Source organism: Microbacterium sp. TS-1 (assembly GCF_000509385.1).
Lineage (GTDB): Bacteria > Actinomycetota > Actinomycetes > Actinomycetales > Microbacteriaceae > Microbacterium > Microbacterium arborescens.
Genome location: NZ_BASQ01000001.1, coordinates 2,238,343 through 2,257,409 on the forward strand (window position 1 = coordinate 2,238,343; position 19,067 = coordinate 2,257,409).

Annotated in this window: 16 protein-coding genes; 5 read left to right on the forward strand and 11 right to left on the reverse strand. The window is 71.7% G+C overall.

Going from position 1 to position 19,067, the window contains the following annotated elements; genetic code table 11:
• Positions 1-51: 51 nt before the first annotated feature.
• Positions 52-1,062 (reverse strand): LacI family DNA-binding transcriptional regulator, encoded by a 1,011-nt coding sequence (locus tag MTS1_RS10405; protein WP_023953637.1) that lies wholly within the window; start codon positions 1,060-1,062, stop codon positions 52-54.
• Positions 1,063-1,218: 156 nt separating this feature from the next.
• Here MTS1_RS10405 and MTS1_RS10410 point away from each other — a divergent pair, with 156 nt between their 5' ends.
• Positions 1,219-2,814 (forward strand): alpha-amylase family glycosyl hydrolase, encoded by a 1,596-nt coding sequence (locus MTS1_RS10410; protein WP_023953638.1) that lies wholly within the window; start codon positions 1,219-1,221, stop codon positions 2,812-2,814.
• A gap of 148 nt (positions 2,815-2,962) precedes the next feature.
• Here the strand turns inward: MTS1_RS10410 and MTS1_RS10415 are convergent, their stop codons facing one another.
• Entirely contained in the window at positions 2,963-3,409 is a 447-nt protein-coding gene (locus MTS1_RS10415) for an SRPBCC family protein (RefSeq protein WP_023953639.1), read from the reverse strand.
• Positions 3,410-3,660: 251 nt separating this feature from the next.
• Here MTS1_RS10415 and MTS1_RS10420 point away from each other — a divergent pair, with 251 nt between their 5' ends.
• From MTS1_RS10420 to MTS1_RS10435, 4 genes are all read left to right on the forward strand, one after another.
• Entirely contained in the window at positions 3,661-4,794 is a 1,134-nt protein-coding gene (locus MTS1_RS10420; RefSeq protein WP_023953640.1) for a thiamine pyrophosphate-dependent dehydrogenase E1 component subunit alpha, read from the forward strand.
• Positions 4,791-5,771: an alpha-ketoacid dehydrogenase subunit beta gene (locus MTS1_RS10425; protein WP_023953641.1), complete on the forward strand. Its 981-nt coding sequence runs from the start codon at positions 4,791-4,793 to the stop codon at positions 5,769-5,771. Before MTS1_RS10420 ends, MTS1_RS10425 begins: the two co-directional genes overlap by 4 nt.
• Positions 5,772-5,802: 31 nt before the next feature.
• Positions 5,803-7,149: a dihydrolipoamide acetyltransferase family protein gene (locus MTS1_RS10430; protein ID WP_023953642.1), complete on the forward strand. Its 1,347-nt coding sequence runs from the start codon at positions 5,803-5,805 to the stop codon at positions 7,147-7,149.
• Positions 7,150-7,257: 108 nt separating this feature from the next.
• On the forward strand, positions 7,258-7,467 hold the full coding sequence (locus MTS1_RS10435) for a DUF4287 domain-containing protein (protein ID WP_023953643.1): 210 nt from the start codon (positions 7,258-7,260) through the stop codon (positions 7,465-7,467).
• Positions 7,468-7,587: 120 nt separating this feature from the next.
• On the opposite strand, the gene MTS1_RS10440 is transcribed toward MTS1_RS10435, so the two are convergent.
• The 9 genes from MTS1_RS10440 to MTS1_RS10480 all read right to left on the reverse strand — a co-directional run bounded on the left by MTS1_RS10440 (position 7,588) and on the right by MTS1_RS10480 (position 19,028).
• Positions 7,588-8,154: a manganese efflux pump MntP family protein gene (locus MTS1_RS10440; protein ID WP_023953644.1), complete on the reverse strand. Its 567-nt coding sequence runs from the start codon at positions 8,152-8,154 to the stop codon at positions 7,588-7,590.
• 184 nt (positions 8,155-8,338) lie between these two features.
• Positions 8,339-10,303, reverse strand: a complete 1,965-nt coding sequence (locus tag MTS1_RS10445) for an SDR family NAD(P)-dependent oxidoreductase (RefSeq protein WP_023953645.1) — start codon at positions 10,301-10,303, stop codon at positions 8,339-8,341.
• A complete protein-coding gene (locus MTS1_RS10450; protein ID WP_023953646.1) occupies positions 10,300-11,790 on the reverse strand; it encodes an FGGY-family carbohydrate kinase in 1,491 nt (496 codons plus the stop codon). Before MTS1_RS10450 ends, MTS1_RS10445 begins: the two co-directional genes overlap by 4 nt.
• 17 nt (positions 11,791-11,807) lie before the next feature.
• Positions 11,808-13,460, reverse strand: a complete 1,653-nt coding sequence (locus tag MTS1_RS10455; protein ID WP_023953647.1) for a glycerol-3-phosphate dehydrogenase/oxidase — start codon at positions 13,458-13,460, stop codon at positions 11,808-11,810.
• A 47-nt stretch (positions 13,461-13,507) separates the two neighbouring features.
• Positions 13,508-14,380 carry a 3-hydroxy-5-phosphonooxypentane-2,4-dione thiolase gene (lsrF, locus tag MTS1_RS10460; protein WP_023953648.1) on the reverse strand — a complete coding sequence of 291 codons (873 nt, stop codon included), beginning with the start codon at positions 14,378-14,380 and terminating at the stop codon, positions 13,508-13,510.
• Positions 14,373-15,443 (reverse strand): ABC transporter permease, encoded by a 1,071-nt coding sequence (locus tag MTS1_RS10465; protein ID WP_023953649.1) that lies wholly within the window; start codon positions 15,441-15,443, stop codon positions 14,373-14,375. The genes lsrF and MTS1_RS10465 overlap by 8 nt, the downstream gene beginning before the upstream one ends.
• Positions 15,440-16,411 carry an ABC transporter permease gene (locus MTS1_RS10470; RefSeq protein ID WP_023953650.1) on the reverse strand — a complete coding sequence of 324 codons (972 nt, stop codon included), beginning with the start codon at positions 16,409-16,411 and terminating at the stop codon, positions 15,440-15,442. The genes MTS1_RS10465 and MTS1_RS10470 overlap by 4 nt, the downstream gene beginning before the upstream one ends.
• On the reverse strand, positions 16,408-17,901 hold the full coding sequence (locus tag MTS1_RS10475) for a sugar ABC transporter ATP-binding protein (protein WP_023953651.1): 1,494 nt from the start codon (positions 17,899-17,901) through the stop codon (positions 16,408-16,410). Before MTS1_RS10475 ends, MTS1_RS10470 begins: the two co-directional genes overlap by 4 nt.
• 44 nt (positions 17,902-17,945) lie before the next feature.
• A complete protein-coding gene (locus tag MTS1_RS10480; RefSeq protein WP_023953652.1) occupies positions 17,946-19,028 on the reverse strand; it encodes a substrate-binding domain-containing protein in 1,083 nt (360 codons plus the stop codon).
• Positions 19,029-19,067 lie beyond the last annotated feature (39 nt).

The following is a 19,067-nucleotide window of genomic DNA, read 5'->3' on the forward strand; positions in this document are numbered from 1 at the left end:
GAACCTCCTCGTTCCTCTGCGAGACCGGTCGCTCGTCGACCGGTCGTGTTCTCAGTCCGGCGTCCCCTCCGGCGAGCAGCCGCACGACTCCCGGATGACCAGGCGGGTCTCCAGGACGGTGTGCGAGCGGATGTCGTCGCCGAGGGCTCCCGCGGCGGCGCGAGCGCCGAGCTCGGCGATCGGCTGATGCACCGTCGTCAAGCGCGGGGAGGCGATGCCGGCGAGGGCCTGGTCGTCGAAGCCCGTGACCGCGACATCCGCGGGGATGCGGTGCCCGAGCCCCGGCAGCGTCGCGAGCATGCCGATCGCGAGCTCGTCGTTCGCGCAGACGAGCGCGTCGGGCAGGTCAGCGGCGTCGTGCAGCATCCGAGCGGCGACGGCGCCGCTGCGCACGTCGAGGCCGAGGCGCACGGGCTCGCCCGCCTCGGCGAGTCCGCGCTGATCGAGGGCCTCGCGGAAGCCCTGGTAGCGCCACGCGGTGTCGGGCGACCCCGAGGGCTCGCCGACGAAACGCATGCGGCGGAAGCCGTGCACGTCGGCGAGATGACCGGTGAGCTCGGCGGCGGCGGCGCGCCCGTCAGTCACGACGGTCGCCGCCTCGTCGGCCTCTCCGGCGACGACGATCACGCGGCCGGAGCGTGCGAGCGCGGCGACCTCGTCGGACGGCAGGGTGCCGCCGGCGATGATGAGGCCGTCGGTACGCTCGGCGAGCTGGCGGACGGCGCCCACCGCATCGGGCCGCAGGTGGGTTCCGACGACGTTGATGACGACGCCGCGCTCGACCGCCACCGACTCCGCGCCCTCGATGAGCTGGGCGAAGTACGGCCCGCCGAGTCCGGGCAGCACGATGCCGAGGGTGTTCGTGCGCTGATACGACAGGGCGCGGCCGAGGGCCGAGGGTCGATAGCCCAGCCTGTCGATCGCATCCTGGACGCGTCGCTTGGTGTCGGCCACGACACGCGGGTCGTCGTGCGTGACACGGGAGACGGTCGCGACCGAGACCCCGGCCTCACGAGCGATGTCGCGGATGGTCGGGCGGGTGGAGGGGGAGTCGGATGCCACGGGGCCACCTCACTTCGTCGTGTCGGGCGTCGGGCGCGGGTTCGCGCTGTGATCCGGCGATGTAACCGGATACATTGGGACTCTAGCCCGGTGTAACCGGTTACATCAAGCCTGACGTCGAGGACGTCGTCAGGGACGCCGCGAAGGAGCTGCACCATGACCCTCGTCTCCCTGGCAGACCGCCTCGACCGCATCGTGCTGTATCAGGCCTATCCGCAGAGCTTCGCCGACGCCGACGGCGACGGCATGGGCGACCTCGACGGCGTCACGGCCCGACTGGACTACCTCGCCTGGCTCGGCGTCGACGCGGTGTGGCTCAACCCCGTGTTCGTCTCGCCGTTCGGCGACGCGGGATACGACGTCGCGGACTTCGACCGCGTGGCCGACCGTTACGGCGGTGACGCGGCGATGGACCGGCTGCTCGCGGAAGCGGAGCGGCGCGGCATCGGCATCGTGCTCGACCTCGTGGCCGGCCACACCTCGGACGAGCATGCCTGGTTCGACGAGGCCCTGTCGGCGGGCGCCGCGGGCGACCCGGCCGGCGACCGGTACGTCTTCAGCCCCGTCTCCGCCGACGGGTTCGTTCCGGTGCCGTGGGGTGGCCGCGGGTTCTACAAGCCGAACTTCTTCGACTTCCAGCCCGCGCTGAACTTCGGTTACGCGCGGCCCCACCCGGACGAGCCGTGGCGTCAGGCCGTCGACGCGCCCGGGCCGTTGCGCAACCGGGACGCCCTCGTCGACATCATCCGCCGATGGTACGACCGCGGGGTGGCGGGCTTCCGGGTCGACATGGCCGCCTCGCTCGTGAAGGACGACCCCGGACACGTCGAGACCGCGAACCTGTGGCGCGACGTGCACCGGCGCCTCGACCGGACGCACCCCGGCCGCATCCTGATCTCGGAGTGGGGCGACCCGGCGCGAGCGGTGCCCGCCGGATTCGACGTCGACTTCTTTCTGCAGTTCGGCGGCGAGTTCGACGGGATGCCGCTGAAGTCGCTGTTCGAGAACGGCTCGGGCACCGTGCACGAGGCGTGGCCCGCGCGCGACGCGTGGGCCGATGCCGCCGGCCGGGGCGACCCCGCAGACTTCGTCGACGCCTGGTCCGAGGCACGTGACGCCATCGAGGCCGCCGGCAGTCGCGGGATCGTCGGGCTGCCGACGGCGAACCACGACTTCACGCGTCTGGTCAGTGGCGGTCGCGACGCCGTGCAGGCCCGCGCTGCGCTCCTCCTGGTGCTGACCTGGCCGGCGATGCCCTCGATCTACTACGGCGACGAGATCGGCATGCGCTACCTACCGGGCGTCGGCCCCGTCGAGGGATCATCGCTCGGCCCGACCTACGAGCGGGCGGGATCGCGTACGCCTATGGCCTGGGGAGCCGACGAGGTCCTCGGTCAGCGGGCGCACGAGTCGCGATACCTGCCGGTGGACGCCGCCCCGGACGCTCCGACGGTCGCGCAGCAGCTGGAAGACCCGGCATCCCTCCTGCATTTCGTGCGCGAGGCCATCGCGCTGCGCCGCAGCGACCCGCGGCTCTCGGCGCGGTCGCACACGGCGGTGGAGGTTACGGGCTACCCGTTCGTCTATCGGCGGGGCGGCTCGCTTCTCGTCGCGCTCAACCCCGCGGGGCGGCCGTGCGAGGTGGCGGTCGGCGGTCGCGGCATCCTTCTCCTGTCGTTCGGAGCGCGCCTCGACGGCGAAACCCTGCGGCTCGACGCCTTCGGTGCCGCCGTGGTCGACCTCGCCCGCTGAGCGGTGCAGGGCGGATCTGCCGCGTGCGTGGATGCAAGGGATCGGCGCCGACATCCCGTGATGGATGCCGTCGCGGCGGGGTGTCGGCCAGACACCCTTGCAACGGGGCCCGCTTGACGACGCGGCGATCGCGGCGAAACGAGCCGGATCAGCGGGAGACGGAGGCCACCAGGCGCGCGGCCCGGCGGATGAGGAGACGGCGCAGATAGGGCACGAGCACGAGGCGTTCGGCGACCCGGCCGAAGACGGGCGAGGCGAGGGTCACCCGGTCCGTCATGATCGTCGTCGCGTCGCGTTCGACGTAGAGGTGCTCGTGCCGGAAGAGGCGGAACGGCCCGGTGGTCTGCTCGTCGACGAAGCGGTGGGGTCGTTCGAGCGCGGTGATCCGCGATGTCATCCGGAACGGGATGCCGAAGTGCCACGCGCGCCACGTCACCGTCTCGTCCAATCCGATCAGCCCGCTCGTCACACCACCGATCGCGCGCTCGCCGGTGCCGCGCATCGAAGCGACGTGCGCCCCGATGTCACGCGAGGCGTCGAACAGCGCGTCGGCCGGCACCGCAGCGCGGGTCACGATCTCGAACGACGACGTCATCCGCTGATCCTCCCATCCCGCGATCGTCCCGGTCGCAGCGCAGCATCCCGGATGCAAGACATCTGTCATGACACCCCGGTGCGGATGCCGCCCGGCCGGGGTGGCGGCCACGATCCCTTGCATCCGGGCCCCGCACGCACCAACACCCCCACGGCCACCCCACCCGGCTTGTGCCGCACCCACCGCGAATCGCGGCATCCGTTGTCGACCGCATGCAGATGGGGCCATACCGGGGGCGTTAGCGTGGGAGGGTGACCGACGCAGAACTCGATCCCGCTCTCGTCCGCGTCCTCGCGGCCGACGGCTCACTCGACCCGTCGCCCGAAGCCGAACGCTATCTTCCGGTGATCGAGGCGCTCGGCGACGCCGAGCTCGAGACGTTCTACCGCGACATGGTGACGGTGCGGGCCTTCGACCACCAGGCGACGAACCTGCAGCGTCAGGGGCAGCTCGCGCTGTGGCCGCCGTCCTTCGGGCAGGAGGCCGCGCAGGTCGGATCCGCGCGAGCGGCCCGGCCCCAGGACCACCTCTTCCCGTCATACCGCGAGCACGTCGTGTGCACGATCCGCGGCGTCGACCCGATCGACATCATCCGACTCATGCGCGGTCTGACGCACGGCGGGTGGGACCCGACCGACCCGCGCAACGGCAACACCCACATCTACACGCTCGTTCTCGGCTCGCAGACGCTGCACGCCTCGGGCTACGGCATGGGCATGGTCTTCGACGGCCGCACCGGCACCGGCGACCCCGAGCGCGACGAAGCGGTCATCGTCTACTACGGCGACGGCGCGTCGAGCCAGGGCGACGTGCACGAGGCGATGGTCTTCGCCACGAGCTACAACACCCCGCAGGTCTTCTTCCTGCAGAACAACCACTGGGCGATCTCGGTGCCCGTCTCGACGCAGTCCAAGGTCCCGCTCGTGCGCCGCGGCGCCGGCTACGGGATGCCGTCGGTCCGCGTCGACGGCAACGACGTGCTCGCCAGCTATGCCGTCACCAAGCTCGCGCTCGACGAGGCCCGTTCCGGCGAGGGGCCCCGTGCGATCGAGGCGCTGACGTACCGCATGGGCGCGCACACGACGAGCGACGACCCCACGAAGTACCGCACGAGCGACGAAGAGGCTTTCTGGGCGCAGCGCGACCCGATCGCACGGATGCGCGCCTATCTCGAGGGCCGCGGTGCGTCGGCATCCTTCTTCGACGACGTGGATGCCGCGGCCGCGGCCTACGCCGACGACGTCCGGGTCCGCACGAACCAGCTCACCGCCCCCGAGGCCGACAGCATGTTCGCGCACGTCTACAGCGAGCAGCATCCGCTCGTCGACCGGCAGCGGAAGTGGCTCGCCGACTACGAGGCATCCTTCGAGGAGGGACGCGCATGAGCATCGAGACGCTGCCGTTCAGCAAGGCTCTCAACGCGGGCATGCGCGCTGCGATGCGGCAGGACGACCATGTCCTCATGATGGGTGAGGACATCGGCCGTCTCGGCGGCGTGTTCCGCGTCACCGAGGGGCTGCAGGCCGAGTTCGGCGACCGGCGCGTGCTCGACACGCCCCTCGCCGAGTCGGGCATCGTCGGCACCGCGATCGGACTCGCGATGGCCGGCTTCCGCCCGGTGTGCGAGATCCAGTTCGACGGATTCGTCTTCCCCGCCTTCGATCAGATCACCACGCAGCTCGCGAAGCTGACGAACCGGCACGAGGGACGGATGTCGTTCCCCGTCGTCATCCGGATCCCTTACGGCGGGCACATCGGCGCGGTCGAGCACCACCAGGAGAGCCCCGAGGCGTACTTCACGCACACCGCCGGCCTGCGGGTCGTCTCGCCGTCGACGCCGAACGACGCCTACTGGATGATCCAGGACGCGATCGCCTCGAACGACCCCATCGTGTTCCTCGAGCCGAAGTCGCGCTATTGGACCAAGGGCGAGGTCGACCTCGCCGCACGTGCCCTGCCGCTTCACGCCTCGCGTATCGTCCGCCGCGGCACCGACGTCACGCTCGTCGGACACGGCGCGATGGTGACGGTGCTGCTGCAGGCCGCCGCGCTCGCCGAGAGCGAGGGCGTCTCGTGCGAGGTCGTCGACCTGCGGTCGCTGTCGCCGGTCGACTACGGCCCGATCGTCGAGTCGGTGCGCCGCACCGGGCGCATGGTCTACGGCCAGGAGGCCCCCGGCTTCACGTCGCTGGGCTCCGAGATCGCGGCGACGGTGACAGAGCAGGCGTTCTTCTCGCTCGAGGCTCCCGTGCTGCGGGTGTCGGGCTTCGACGTCCCGTTCCCCGCGGCGAAGCTCGAGGGCGCGTACCTGCCCGACGCCGACCGCATCCTCGAGGCCGTCGATCGCGCCCTCGCCTACTGACCATCCGACGCGCCTGCGAGAGGATTCCCTCATGAGCACCCAGACCTTCCACCTGCCGGACGTCGGCGAAGGCCTCACCGAGGCCGAGATCGTGCAGTGGCGCGTCGCCGCGGGCGACGAGGTCGCCGTCAACGACGTCCTCGTCGAGATCGAGACCGCGAAGTCGCTCGTTGAGCTGCCGTCGCCGTTCTCGGGCACGGTCGGCGAGCTGCTCGTCGACGAGGGGACGACGGTCGAGGTGGGGGCCGCGATCATCACCATCGCCGGTGCCGCGGCGGAAGCGGATGCCGCGAGCGGCAACTCCGAGCACGGTCAGAAGCCCGCCGAGAAGCCGGCCGCCGCCGGCGACGCGTCGGAGGAGAGCGGCTCGGTGCTCGTCGGATACGGCGGGGCCGGACAGGTGCAGTCGCGCCGCCGCAAGCCCGCCGAGCCGCCCGTTCGCGCGGCCGTGGGCGTCGTGGCGAAGCCGCCGATCCGCAAGCTGGCGCGCGACCTCGGCGTCGACCTCGCCTCGGTCACGCCGACGGGCGCCGCGGGTGAGGTGACGCGCGAGGATGTCGTGAACCACGCGTCGCAGGCATCCGTCTTCCGGAACCTTCAGACGCCCGCCCGACCCGAGGTCCGCGAGCAGACGATCCCCGTGCCGCCGGCCGTCGTGTCGGCCGGACCCGCCGACGACCGCGAGGAGACGATCCCCGTCAAGGGCGTGCGGAAGGTCACGGCCAAGCACATGGTCGACTCCGCCCACACCGCGCCGCACGTGTCGGTGTGGACCGACGTCGACGCGACGCGCACGATGGAGCTCGTCAAGCGGATGAAGGCCTCGCCCGACTTCGCCGACATCAAGGTCTCGCCGCTGCTGATCATGGCGCGCGCGGTCGTGTGGGCGGTCCGCCGCACCCCGATGGTGAACGCCGCCTGGGTCGAGACCGACAACGGCGCGGAGATCCGGGTGCGCCACTACGTCAACCTCGGCATCGCGGCGGCGACGCCGCGCGGCCTGCTCGTCCCGAACATCAAGGATGCGCAGGACTTGAACATGCGCGGTCTCGCCCGCGCACTCGAGAAGCTGACCCTCACCGCGCGCGAGGGCAAGACCGCCCCGGCCGAGCAGCAGGGCGGCACGATCACGATCACCAACATCGGCGTGTTCGGCATGGATGCCGGCACCCCGATCATCAACCCCGGCGAGTCGGGCATCGTCGCGATGGGCACGATCCGGCAGAAGCCGTGGGTCGTCGACGGCGAGGTGCGTCCTCGCTTCGTCACGACGGTGTCGGGCTCGTTCGACCATCGCGTCGTGGACGGCGACGGCATGAGCCGGTTCATCGCCGACGTGGCATCCGTCTTGGAGGAGCCCGCGCTGCTGCTCGACTGAGCTGATCGCTCTCGAGAACGCACCGTCGTCGTGAGGTCGTACCGTGCGCGGTACGTTCTCGCCGCGACGGTATGGTCTCGGCGGCGGGCGGGGGAGTAGCCTCGGCGCATGAGTGAGAAGGGGCCCGCGTCGTACTTCCCGAGCATCGAGAAGACCTACGGACTGCCGGTCCAGCACTGGCTCGACATCGCGGCCGACCAGCTCGCGTCGGGATCCACGCACATGCAGGTCGTCGAGTCGCTCAAGACCGAGCACGGGTTGGGGCACGGCCACGCGAACGCGGTCGTCGCCTATGCGAAGTCGAAGCGCGCCGGCTGAGCCGCGGCATCCGCGGCATCCGTTCTTCGGAGCATGTCGCGAAGCTCGGACTGTTCGCGCCCATGCGTCCGAGATCGGCGCGATTCTCCGAGGTTCGCGAGCGCGGACAGCACGGCGGGATCAGCCGGCGACCAGGTGCTCGATGAGGATCTGCGTGCCGATGCCGATGAGCACGATGCCGCCGATGATCTCGGCGGGCTTGCGCCAGCGCGTGCCGATGCGGTGGCCGATCAGCACGGCGACGAACGACAGGGCGAACGTGACGAGGCCGATCGAGACGACCGCGATCCACAGCGGCACGTCGAGGAAGGCGAACGACAGTCCGACGGCCAGGGCGTCGATGCTCGTCGCAAGGGCGAGCAGCACGATCTCGCGGGCGGACAGGCCGGATGCCGCATCCGCGTCGTCATCGTCGGGGCGGAACGCCTCCCACAGCATCTTCGCGCCGATGGCGGCGAGCAGGCCGAAGGCGATCCAGTGGTCGAACGGCGCGATCGCCTCCGCGAAGGTGCTGCCGAGCAGCCAGCCGATCAGTGGCATGACGGCCTGCGCGAGACCGAAGGCGCCGGCGATGAGGAGGGCGCCGCGCACGACGTGGGCGCGCAGCTGCAGACCTTTTCCGAGGGCCACGGCGAACGCATCGGCGGAGACGCCGACGGCCAGGATGAACAGCGCCCAGGGCGACATGGCTCCTCCTCGAAGCGGGATGACGGGATGGCGGGCGATCGTCCCGGGCGCCGTCGAACGGAGATCGGCCGCTCTCGAGCTTGCCAGTCGCCGGCCCTCGAGAATGACGAAAAGCCCTGATTGACAGCATTTCGGGCGAGCGAATCGTTCGGTCGCCCGAAATCGCGCGCGCTTCCTGCGGCCGTCAGATCACCCGGTCGTTCCCTCCGTCGACGCTGAGGTGCGCGCCGGTCGTCGCCGGCAGCTGCTCGCAGAACACGGCGACGGCCTCGGCCACCATGGCGCTCGTGACCTCGATGCGCAGGAGGTTCCGCGTGCGGTACTCCTCGATGGACAGCCCGTAGCTGGCAGCTCGTTGCGCGAGCAGCTCGGGCGTCCAGATCGCGGTGTCGAAGACCGCATCCGGCTCGACCTGGTTCACGCGGATGCCGTCGGCGGCCCACTCGAGGGCGGCGACCCGTGCGAGCTGTGCCGCCGCCGTCTTGCTCGCCGAATAGGCGGCGACGCCCGGTCCCGGGGCGGCGACGTTCTTCGTCGAGACGAGCACGACCCGCCCGCCCCGCGGCGAGAGCGCGAGGTGAGGATGAGCCGCGCGCATCAGTCGGAGCGGGGCGGTGGCGTTGACGCGCAGGGCGCGCTCCCACGTCGCGTCGTCGAGGTCGGCGATGGACTGGCTGCCGGGGAAGATCCCCGCGGCGACGACGAGCATGTCGACGCCGCCGTAGGTGCGGACCGCCTCGTCGAGGGTGCGCTCGATGACCGCCGGGTCGGCGACGTCGCCGACGACACCGCGCCAGATGTCACCGGCGAAGGCGTGCCGCACGGCCGGGTCGAGGTCGACCCCGACGACGGCGGCGCCATCGGCGAGGAGTCGCTCGGCGACGGCCCGGCCGATGCCCGAGGCGGCGCCCGTCACGATGGCGACCTCGCCCGCGAGCGGCGCACGGCGGCGGCCCGCGAGCTTGGCCTGCTCGAGAGACCAGTACTCGATGTCGAAGCTCTGCGCCTCGTCGAGCGATCGGTAGCCGCCGATCGCGTCGGCGGCTTGGATGACGGCGATCGTGTGCTCCGCGATATCGGCCGCGACGCCGACATCTCTTACGGTGTCGCCCGCCGTCAGCATCCCGAGCTCCGGGTCGAGCACGACGCGGGGAGCGGGGTCGAGGGGAGTCACCGGCCCCGTCTGGCGCTGCCGATGGCGCTCGACGTAGGCCCGGTAGGCGCTCGCGTAGGCGGCGACATCGCGCCCGACGAGCGGATGACGCTTCGTGTAGATGACGTGCTCGGGGGTCGCGGTTCCGCGGGTCGTGGCCGCGCTGACGTCGGGGCGCGCAGCGAACGCGGCGGCACGGTGCGATCGGCTCTGCCGCAGCAGCAGGGGCCGGCCCGCGGCCCGCGCGATGTCGGCGCGCAGATTCGCGATGGCCTCGATGGTGCCCCGAGACGGGATGCCGCCCTCACCGGCACCCGTTTCACCGGCACCCGTTTCACCGGCATTCGTCTCGGGGGCGACGATCCCCGAGACCTCGGCCGCGCGGGCGACGACCTCGCGATGGCGCGCGAGCACCGCGTCGGGGTCGTCGCCGAAGGTGAACAGGCCGTGGTTGCGCAGCACGAGCGCGTCGACACCGCTCAGGTCGGTGTCGGCCACGAGGCGGGCGAGCGGGAATCCGGGCATCACGTAGGGCAGAACGGCGACCCGCGGGCCGAGCGCCGACGCGATCTCAACGTCGGACACGTCGCGATCGGTCACGGCGACGATCGCATCGGCGTGGGAGTGGAGTGCGACGCGTCCGGGGAGGTGCGCGTGCAGCAGCGCCTCGATCGAGGCCGTCGGCGCCGACGCGTCGAGGGAGGCCTGGCGCAGCTCGTTCACCATCGTCGGGTCGTCGAGGTGCGGCAGGCGCAGCAGGGCTTCGAGCCGTTCGCGCAGCAGCGGCGCGAACCCCGCGGGCTCGATCGTGGCGAGGTCCCACCCGCTGCCCTTGACGAGGACGAGGTCCACGGGTTCGCCCGTGACGTCCTCGCCCCGCGCGGTGATCGAGGTGTTCCCGCCGCCGTGGAGGACGAAGGAGGGATCGCCGCCGAGCGCGCGGCTGACGCGCACGATGTCGTCGAGCGCGGCCGACACCTCCGGTGACGGGGTCATGCGTAGGCCTCCCAGACGCTCGTCATCGACGAGACGACCCGGTCGAAGCGGGCGGCCTGCTGCTGGTACGCCGTGCGGCAGATGCCCGGCTGAACGACCAGCGCGGGGTCGGGCTCGACGCCCCACGGGGTCATGTCGACGCCGACACCGCGTGCCGCGAGCGAGGCGACGCCCCGGGCGCCCAGCTCGGTGCCGAGCTGCCGGCGCATCGCGTGCCCGATGACGTCGGCGAACATCTGCGCCCACTGCGGGTTCTTCGCCCCGCCGCCGGCGAGTGTCCACGGGGCGTCGGTGACGACAGCGCCCGTCGCGACGACCTTCTCGATCTGCACGCGGTGGTACTGCGTGATGCCCTCGGCGACCGCGCGGGCGACGTGCGGGTAGCCGTGGCTGCCCTTGATCCCGACGAACGTTCCGGAGGCGCCGAGGTGCTCGGGTGCGCCGTGGATGAACGGCAGGAAGAGCAGCCCGTCGGCCAGCGGGGGTGCGCCGTGCGCGGCCTCGAGCAGATCGCGCGGCGTCAGCGGAAGAGTGGCGCGCGCGCCGAGCAGTCCGGACGCCCACTCGATGCTCGCCGCGGACGTCGGTGCGACCTCCATGGCCAGCATGAGGCGGGGATCGGGGAGCAGCGCGTTGATGGTGACGCGCGGGGGGACGGCATCCGTCGGCACGACGACCGCGTTGATCGCCCACGTTCCCACGATCACCGTCACGTCGCCGAGGTCGGTGGAGCCCGCCCCCAGCGGGCTCGCGACGCAGTCCATGCACCCGGCGACGACGGGGATGCCCGCGGTCAGGCCGGAGCGCGCGGCGGCCTCGGCGCTGATCGTCCCGACGACCTCGTCGCTCGCGTGCAGGGGCGGCAGGATGCGCTGGAGCTCGCGGGGCAGGCCGAGCATGTCGAAGACCTCGGGCTCGTACTCCCGCGCCCGCAGGTTGACCAGCCCGCACCCCGACGAGTCGGATGTGTCGGCGCTCGCGACGCCGGTGAGGCACGCGGTGATCCAGTCCTTGCAGGTCAGCGCCCAGCGGGCCCGGTCGAGCGACTCGGGCTCGTTATCGAGCAGCCACCGCAGGAGCACGCCGGGCTGCGCGGCCCACGGAAGCGACCCGGTGAGCAGCCGCATCCGCTCGACCGCCGCGGGGTCGAGCGCCGCGACGACGTGCTCGGCCCGGCTGTCGGTCGAGGCGATGGCGGGCCGCACCGGCCGCAGCTGCTCGTCGACGAGGTACAGGCCGTTGCCGTGACCGGTCGCGCCGACGGCCGAGACGGTCCATCCGTCGGCCGCGAGCCACGCGGTCAGGTCGCGCAGGACGTCGGCCACGACGTCCCACAGCGTGTCCATCGCGATCTCCTGCCGCTCGCGCGAGACCGCGACGCGGGGGTTCGGCGCCGAGACCGTGCGGATCTCCCGCCCGGCGTCGTCGAACGCCGCTGCTTTGGCAGACGTGAGGCCCACGTCGATGCCGATGACGCAGATCTTCATCGATCCTCGTTTCTCGCTCAGGCGGCCGTCGGCTGAGCGGGTGCCGGGCGCAGGGTTCGGGGTGCGAAGCGCCGAGCGGCTTCACGGTATCGCGCCAGCTCGGCATCCGCGCGCTCGGCGCTCCAGTCGCCGTGCGCGACGAGCACGTCTGCCGCGCGGGGCGCGCAGCCGAGGCCCACGTCGCTGTTCAGCGCGATCGCGGTGCGGCGGATCAGGACGTCCTCGAGCGTGTGGGCGCCTTCCTCGCGGACGGCGTACACGACCTCCGCCGCGATCGCGCCGCTGTCGTCGTCGATGACCTCTGCCAGCGACGGATCGGATGCCGCGAGCATCTCGATCGGGCGGCTGAGGGTTCCGTACAGGTCGGCGAGACGGCGGGCGCTGCGCTCGGGAAGGACGCTGCGGGCGACGCTGTCGGCGACGAAGCGTCCGTGATCGCCCGCGGGTGCGCCGGGGAACCGGGCCGTCCGGGTCGCGGAGCGGCGACGGCCGAGGCCGAGTGCCGTCTCGATGCGCCGCAGCGCCTGCTCGCCGAGGGCACGGTGGGTCGTGTACTTGCCGCCGATGACGGTGAGGAGCCCCGCGGCCTCGCCCGTGTGCACGACGATCTCGCTGTCGCGGCTGACCGAGGCCGGGTCGCTGAGATCGGCGACGTAGGGGAGGGGGCGCACCCCCGAGAACGACCAGAGCACGGCGTCGCGGCGCAGCCCCGCTGCCGGGATGAGGTCGTTGACGGCCCGGAGCAGGTAGTCGACCTCGTCGTCGTCGACGATGATCTCGTCGATCGACCCGTCGTAGGGCAGGTCGGTGGTGCCGATCATGTACTTGCCGTCCCACCACGGCAGCACGAACATGGGCCGGCCGTCGTCGGGCGACTCGAAGAAGATGCACGTGTCGGGCGCGCCGGGGAAGGCGTCGACGACGAGGTGGCTTCCCTTCGTCGGCCCGATCCGGCGGGGGTGGTCGCCCTGCAGATCGAGCACCGCGTCGACCCAGGGGCCGGCGCAGTTGACGACCACGGGGGCGCGCAGCGTCCGCTCGCGTCCGTCCTCGCGGTCGAGGTACCGGACGCCGGCGATGCGTCCGTTCTCGCGGATCAGGTCGGTGACGGGGGTGTGGGTGAGCACGGTCGCGCCGTGGTTGGCCGCGTCGATGGCGAGCTCGATGCCGAAGCGCTCGGTCACCGGCACGTGCGCGTCCTGGAAGAGGCCGCCCCACTTCACGCCGCCCGCGGCCACCGAGGGCCACTCGCGGGCGAGTCGCCGCGAGAAGACGATGCGGTTGCGCGGCAGCTTCTTGCCCAGCGACAGGATGTCGTGCAGCAGCAGCCCGCACGACAGCAGCCATCCGGGCCGCGAGGCGCCCCGCGAGAAGGGGATGAGCATGGGGTACGGGCGCACGAGATGCGGCGCCGTGCGCAGCAGGATGTTGCGCTCGCGGATCGACTCGAGCACGAGCGGGATCTCCACGCGCTCGAGGTACTTCAGGCCGCCGTGGATGAGACGGGTCGAGATCGCCGACGTGCGGGCGGCGATGTCGTCACGGTCGATGACGACGACGTGGAGGCCGCGGCCGGCGGCCTCACGGGCGATGGCGAGGCCGTTGATCCCGGCGCCGATGACGACGACGTCGGCCGAGGTCGGCTCGGCATGGGTACGAAGCGAGGGCATGCTGCATCCTTCTGGTCTCGGGGCGCCCGTGGGCGCCCCGAGAGGGTTCAGTGGGAGAGGGTCTGGAAGAGGTCGAAGGCGTCGTCGGCGCTGAGGCCGTCGTGCACGACGCCGCGGACGGCCGCGAGCATGGCGGCCGGGTGCTCCGACTGGAAGACGTTGCGTCCCATGTCGACGCCCGCCGCGCCCTCGGCCATGGCGCGTGATGCGACCCGCAGGGCCTCGCGCTCCTCGACCTTCTTGCCGCCGGCGATGACGATCGGGACGGGGCACGCGCTCGTGATCGTCTCGAAGCCCTCCTCGACGTAGTACGTCTTCACGAACGCGGCGCCGAGCTCGGCGCTGATCCGCGTCGCGAGCCGGAAGTAGCGGGCGTCGCGCACCATGTCGCGGCCGACCGCGGTGACGGCCAGGACCGGGATGCCGGTGGCCTGGCCCGCGTCGACGAGGGTCGTCATGTTGCGCACCGACTTCGTCTCGTTGTCGCCGCCGATGAAGACCTGCACCGCGAGCGCCGCGGCATCCAGTCGCACGGCGTCGTCGATCGAGACGGCGACCTCCTCGTCGGAGAGCTCCTTGAGCACGCTCGGTCCGCCCGAGGCGCGGAGCACGATGCCCTTCGCGGAGTGCGGCGGGATGGTCGTGCGCAGGGCGCCGCGCGTGCACATCAGGGCATCGGCCTGGGGGACCAGCGGGAGGATCGAGCGATCGAGCCGCTCGAGTCCCGACGTCGGCCCCTGGAAGTAGCCGTGATCGAACGCAAGCATCACGGTCTTGCCGTCGCGGGGGTCGAACACGCGCGACATCCGCGCGCGCATCCCCCAGTCCTGGCCTGCTTGGCCCTTGATGGGGTAGCCGGTGCCGGCCGCGGCGGGGCCGGAGTAGTCGGTTCCCTCACGCAGGTCGTCGAGGTCAGCCATGGATGTTCTCCTTGTTCTTCGGGGTGGGGTCGGTGTCGGCGCGTCGGGCCGAGGGGGCAGGGGTGGGGCGCTGCAGGTTCGCGCGGAGTCGGCGCAGGGAGCTGCGGCCGGTTCCGGTCGCGGCGGACGCGATCACGACCACGAGGACGACGAGCACGCCCTTGAGGACGTTCTGGGCGCCGACCGACCACCCCACGAGGTTGAGCAGTCCCGACAGCAGCACGAAGAACAGGGCGCCGGTCCAGGCGCCGGCCGGCACGGGGCGGCCTCCCGAGATGAGGGTGCCGCCGATCACGACGACGGCGATCGAGTCGAGCATGTACGAGCTGCCGAGCACGGTGCTCGGGGAGATGAAGGCTGCGAGCAGGCCCCCGACGAGTCCCGCGAGGCCCGCCGACACGAGGTAGGCGGTGACGGTCACGCCCGCCACCGGCAGGCCCGCCCGCTCGGCCGCACGAACGCTCTGGCCCACCGCGATGACGGCCACACCGACACGGGTCCGCGTCAGGGCGAGCCAGACGATCACGGTCATGGCCGCGACGACGAGCGCGATGACGGGGATGCCGAACGCCTTGGCCGTGACGAAGGCTCGCAGGCCCGCGTCGGCGCCGCCGCGAGCGGCATCCGCCAGCAGAAGCGTCGCGGAGGTGACGATGAGGCTCGTCGCCAGGGTCGCGATGATCGGGGGCACCCGCAGGAGGAGGATCGCGGCGACGCTGACCGCGCCGGCGGCGAGCCCGGAGCCGGCGCCGGCGGCGAGCCCGATCACGGGCCCCGCTGTCGCGCCCACGCCGACCGAGACGTACGAGGCCATCGAGATGACGGTGCCGACCGAGACGTCGATGTTGCCCGGGCCGAGGGTGATGACGAGCATCTGCCCGAGGGCGACCAGCACGAGGAACGGCGCGAGTGAGAGGGCCTGGGCCATCGGGTCGAGGGGAGATCCGGGCCGCACGGCGATGATGACCGCCCACACGGCGAGCACGCCGAGAAGCGACCAGCCCCAGGCGGGCCAGGCGGGTCCGCGGCGGAGTGCCGGGAGCGGGATGGAAGCGGAGGTCATCGCGCGATCCTCTCGGTGATCATGCGGCCCGCGAGCACGGCGATGACGATGACGCCTTGTGCGGCCGATTGCAGGGCGGACGGAAGGTTGATGAGGCTGAGCAGCACGGTGATGAGGCCGAGGGTGATCGCGCCGAGCGTCGTCCCGATCGGCAGCGCCCGGCCGCCCGAGAACGTGCCGCCGCCGAGGATCACCGCGGCGATCGTCATGAGGGTGTACTCGCCGGCGGCGTTGATGTCGCCCGACCAGGTCTGCGAGGCGAGCAGCAGGCCCGAGACGACGAGCAGCGCGGCTGCCGCGACGTACGCGGTCGCCCGGGTCGCGACGAGCGAGGCGCCCGTCTTCTCGAGCGTCGCGGCCTGCGAGCCGAGCGCGCGCATGCGTGCCCCCGCGAGCGAGCGTCGGGTGATCCACCAGCCCAGCGCCGTCGCCGCGGCGATGAAGATGAGGGGTGCCGGGAACCAGGTCGGCCGCCAGGTCGACAGGGCCGAGAGCCAGTCGGGGGTCTGGCCGCCGGGGGTCGGCCGGATCTGCAGGCCGATGCCCAGCCACACGAACGACATGCCCAGCGTCAGGATGATCGAGGGCACCCCGCGGCGCTGCACCACCCACGCGAGGAGGGCGTAGACGGCGAGGATGCCGGCGATCATGGCGATCGCGAGCGCGGGGGTCTCCCGCAGGAGCGTCGCGGCGATCACCGTGATGAGCCCGACGAGGTATCCGACGCTCAGGTCGATGTCACCGACGGCCATCATGATCATCTGGGCTTGGGCGGCGAGCACGAGCGGGACCGACGACATGAGCATCAGGGTGAGACCGGGCACGCTGAGGATTCCGGGCTGCAGAGCCGCGGTCAGTGCGAAGATCGCGATGAGCGCGACGAGGGCGAGGAGCGCGGGCGACCCGTTGACGGCCGAGGCGCGCAGGCGCTGCGGGGCGGTGGGCGGGGCGAGCACATCGGTGGTCATCGGTCCTCCTGGACTGTCTCGGCGTCGACTCCGAAGGAGTCGGCGATGATGCGCTCGTCGGTGATGTCGTCGCCGGAGAGCTCGCTCACGACGCGTCCGGAGCGGAAGACATAGACGCGGTCGCAGTGGGCCATCTCGCCGTTCTCGGTGGAGTACCAGACGATCGAGCGGCCGCGTGCCGCCTCGACGCGCATGAGGGCGTACAGCTCGTTCTTCGTCGTGACATCGACGCCCCGGAAGGGGTCGTCCAGCAGGACGAGAGGGGCGTCGGTCGCGAACGCCCGCGCGACGATGACCTTCTGCTGGTTCCCGCCCGACAGCGACGTGATCGGGGCCCGGGCACCGCCCTTGACGTTCAGGCGCTGCACCCATTCCTCGGCGAGCCGTCGTCGCCGCGCGGGCGGAACGATTCCCGCCGTCGCGAGATGGCGGGTGGCGGAGACGGTGAGGTTGTCGGCGACGTTCCAGAGCGAGAAGATGCCGCTGGTCTGCCGGTCACCGGGCACGTAGGCGCGGCCGCGCACGACGCGGACGCCGCGCGCGTTGCTCCAGAGGCGGTGCAGCAGCTCGTCCTGGCCGTGGCCGGCGAGCCCGGCGAGGCCGACGATCTCGCCGGGTGAGACCGAGAACGGCACGTCGCCGCCGTCGATGCGGGCGACGGCGCCCCGCGCGTCGATCTCCGGCGGAGCGCTCGCGGCGCTCACCCGGCGCACCGTCGCCGTGTCGGCGTGGACCTCGCCGCCCATGGCCGCCAGCAGCGCGTCCTCGTCGGTATCCCTCGCCGCGACGACCTCGACGACGCGGCCGTCCTTCATGACGGCGATGCGGTCGGCGTGGGCCAGCACCTCCTGCATCCGGTGCGAGATGAGGACCATTCCGACGCCCTCGTCGGCGAGGCTGCGGAGCGCCGCGTAGAGCTGGCGGGTCGCGTTGATACTGAGCGATTCGGTCGGCTCGTCGAGGATCAGCAGCGACAGCGACGGCGTGCACAGAGCGCGCACGATCTCGACCATCTGCCGCTGCGCCATCGTGAGGTCGCCGGCCCGCCGCAGTACCGAGACACCGTGTCCGGGGAAGATCTCGTCGAGCTTCCGTGACACGCGCCGCTCGGCGCGACGGTTCCAGCCTGCCCCGCGGGTGCCGGCGTCCGAGAGCGCGATGTTCTCGGCGACGGTGAGGTCGGGGCAGAGGGCGAGCTCCTGGTAGATCATCCGGACGCCGGGCTGCTCGGTGCCGGGCTTCGCGGTCGCGCCGCCCGTCCGCCAGCGGATACTGCCGGCGTCGGGCTGCTCGCGTCCGGCGAGCACCCGCATGAGGGTGCTCTTGCCGGCGCCGTTGTGGCCGACCAGGCCCAGGATCTCGCCGGCGGCGACCGAGATGTCTATCCCGGCCAGTGCCGTCGTGTTTCCGTATCGTTTGGCGACCGCCTCGGCCGTGACGAGCGCCACGTCCGAGGGGGTGGTCGCGGGGGTGTGCGACAGGGTTGTCATCGGGTCTCCTGGTTCGAGCTGGTCGGCCACGGTGTCACCGGGCGTCAGGGCAGCGCGGGCACGGCGACGTCGTCGCCGGCCAGCAGAGCCGCGATCGCGGCGTCGGTGGTCTCCTCGTCCCAGGCGTTCGCGGCGTACTCGTCGGTGCCGAGGGTCTCGACCCAGTAGTCGAGGTTCTCCTGCGTGACCTGCACGAGCGGCAGGACGACCTCGTCGGGCACCTCGTCGCCGCGCAGCTTCGCGATGGCGGCGTAGAGGGCGGCGACGATCTGTCCGGGATCGGTCAGCGCGGCGAACGAACCGTTGTCGATGCCGCTCTCCTTCCAGAACGACAGCGACTTGCCGTCGGTGTCGAACACGACGACCGGGATGTCTCGACCGGCCGACTGGAACGCCTGCACGACGCCCATGCCGCCGATGCATCCGGGAACGGCGGCGATCGGGGGCATCGAGCCGAGGATCGCGACGATCTCCTTCTGCGCCGTCGCGGCGTCGCAGAAGCCGTTCACCTCGGCCGCGACCTTCACGTCGGGGTAGTCGGCGAGGATCTCCTGCTGGCGGGCGTAGAACGCCTCGTCGGGCTGCGAGCCGATCACGCCGCGGTTGAGGATGATGTCGCCCGTGCCCCCGATCGCGTCGAGCGCGGGCTGGAGCGAGTCGGCGCCCCACTGCCCGTAGTCGTTGCGCACGACGATGCCGCAGCTGGTGTCCATGTCGGCGTCGACGATCACGACCGTGATGCCGGCGGCGCATGCCTCCTCGACGACGGGGACGAGCGCGGTCGACGAAGCCGGGATGACCATGAGCACGTCGGGGTTCTGCAGCATGAGGCTGCGGATCTGCGATGCCTGCTCGGTCGCGCTGTTCTCGCCCGGGGCGTTGACGACGCTGTAGTCGGAGACGACGCCGCTCTCCTTGAGCTTCGCGGCCTCCGTCTCGAACTTGTCGATGAGGGTCAGGCGCCAGCCGTTGACGAACCCGTTCGAGAGGGCCACCTTCAGGCCCTGGGGTTCTCCGCCGGCAGCGGTGGTATCGGTCGGGCTGCCGGCGCAGCCGGCGAGGACGAGAGCGGAGATCGCTGTCGCGGCCGCTGCGGCGAGCAGACGGCGGGTGGTCGGGAACGTCATCGTTGTGCCTCCTGGTGTCGCATCGTTGCGAGGTGCCGA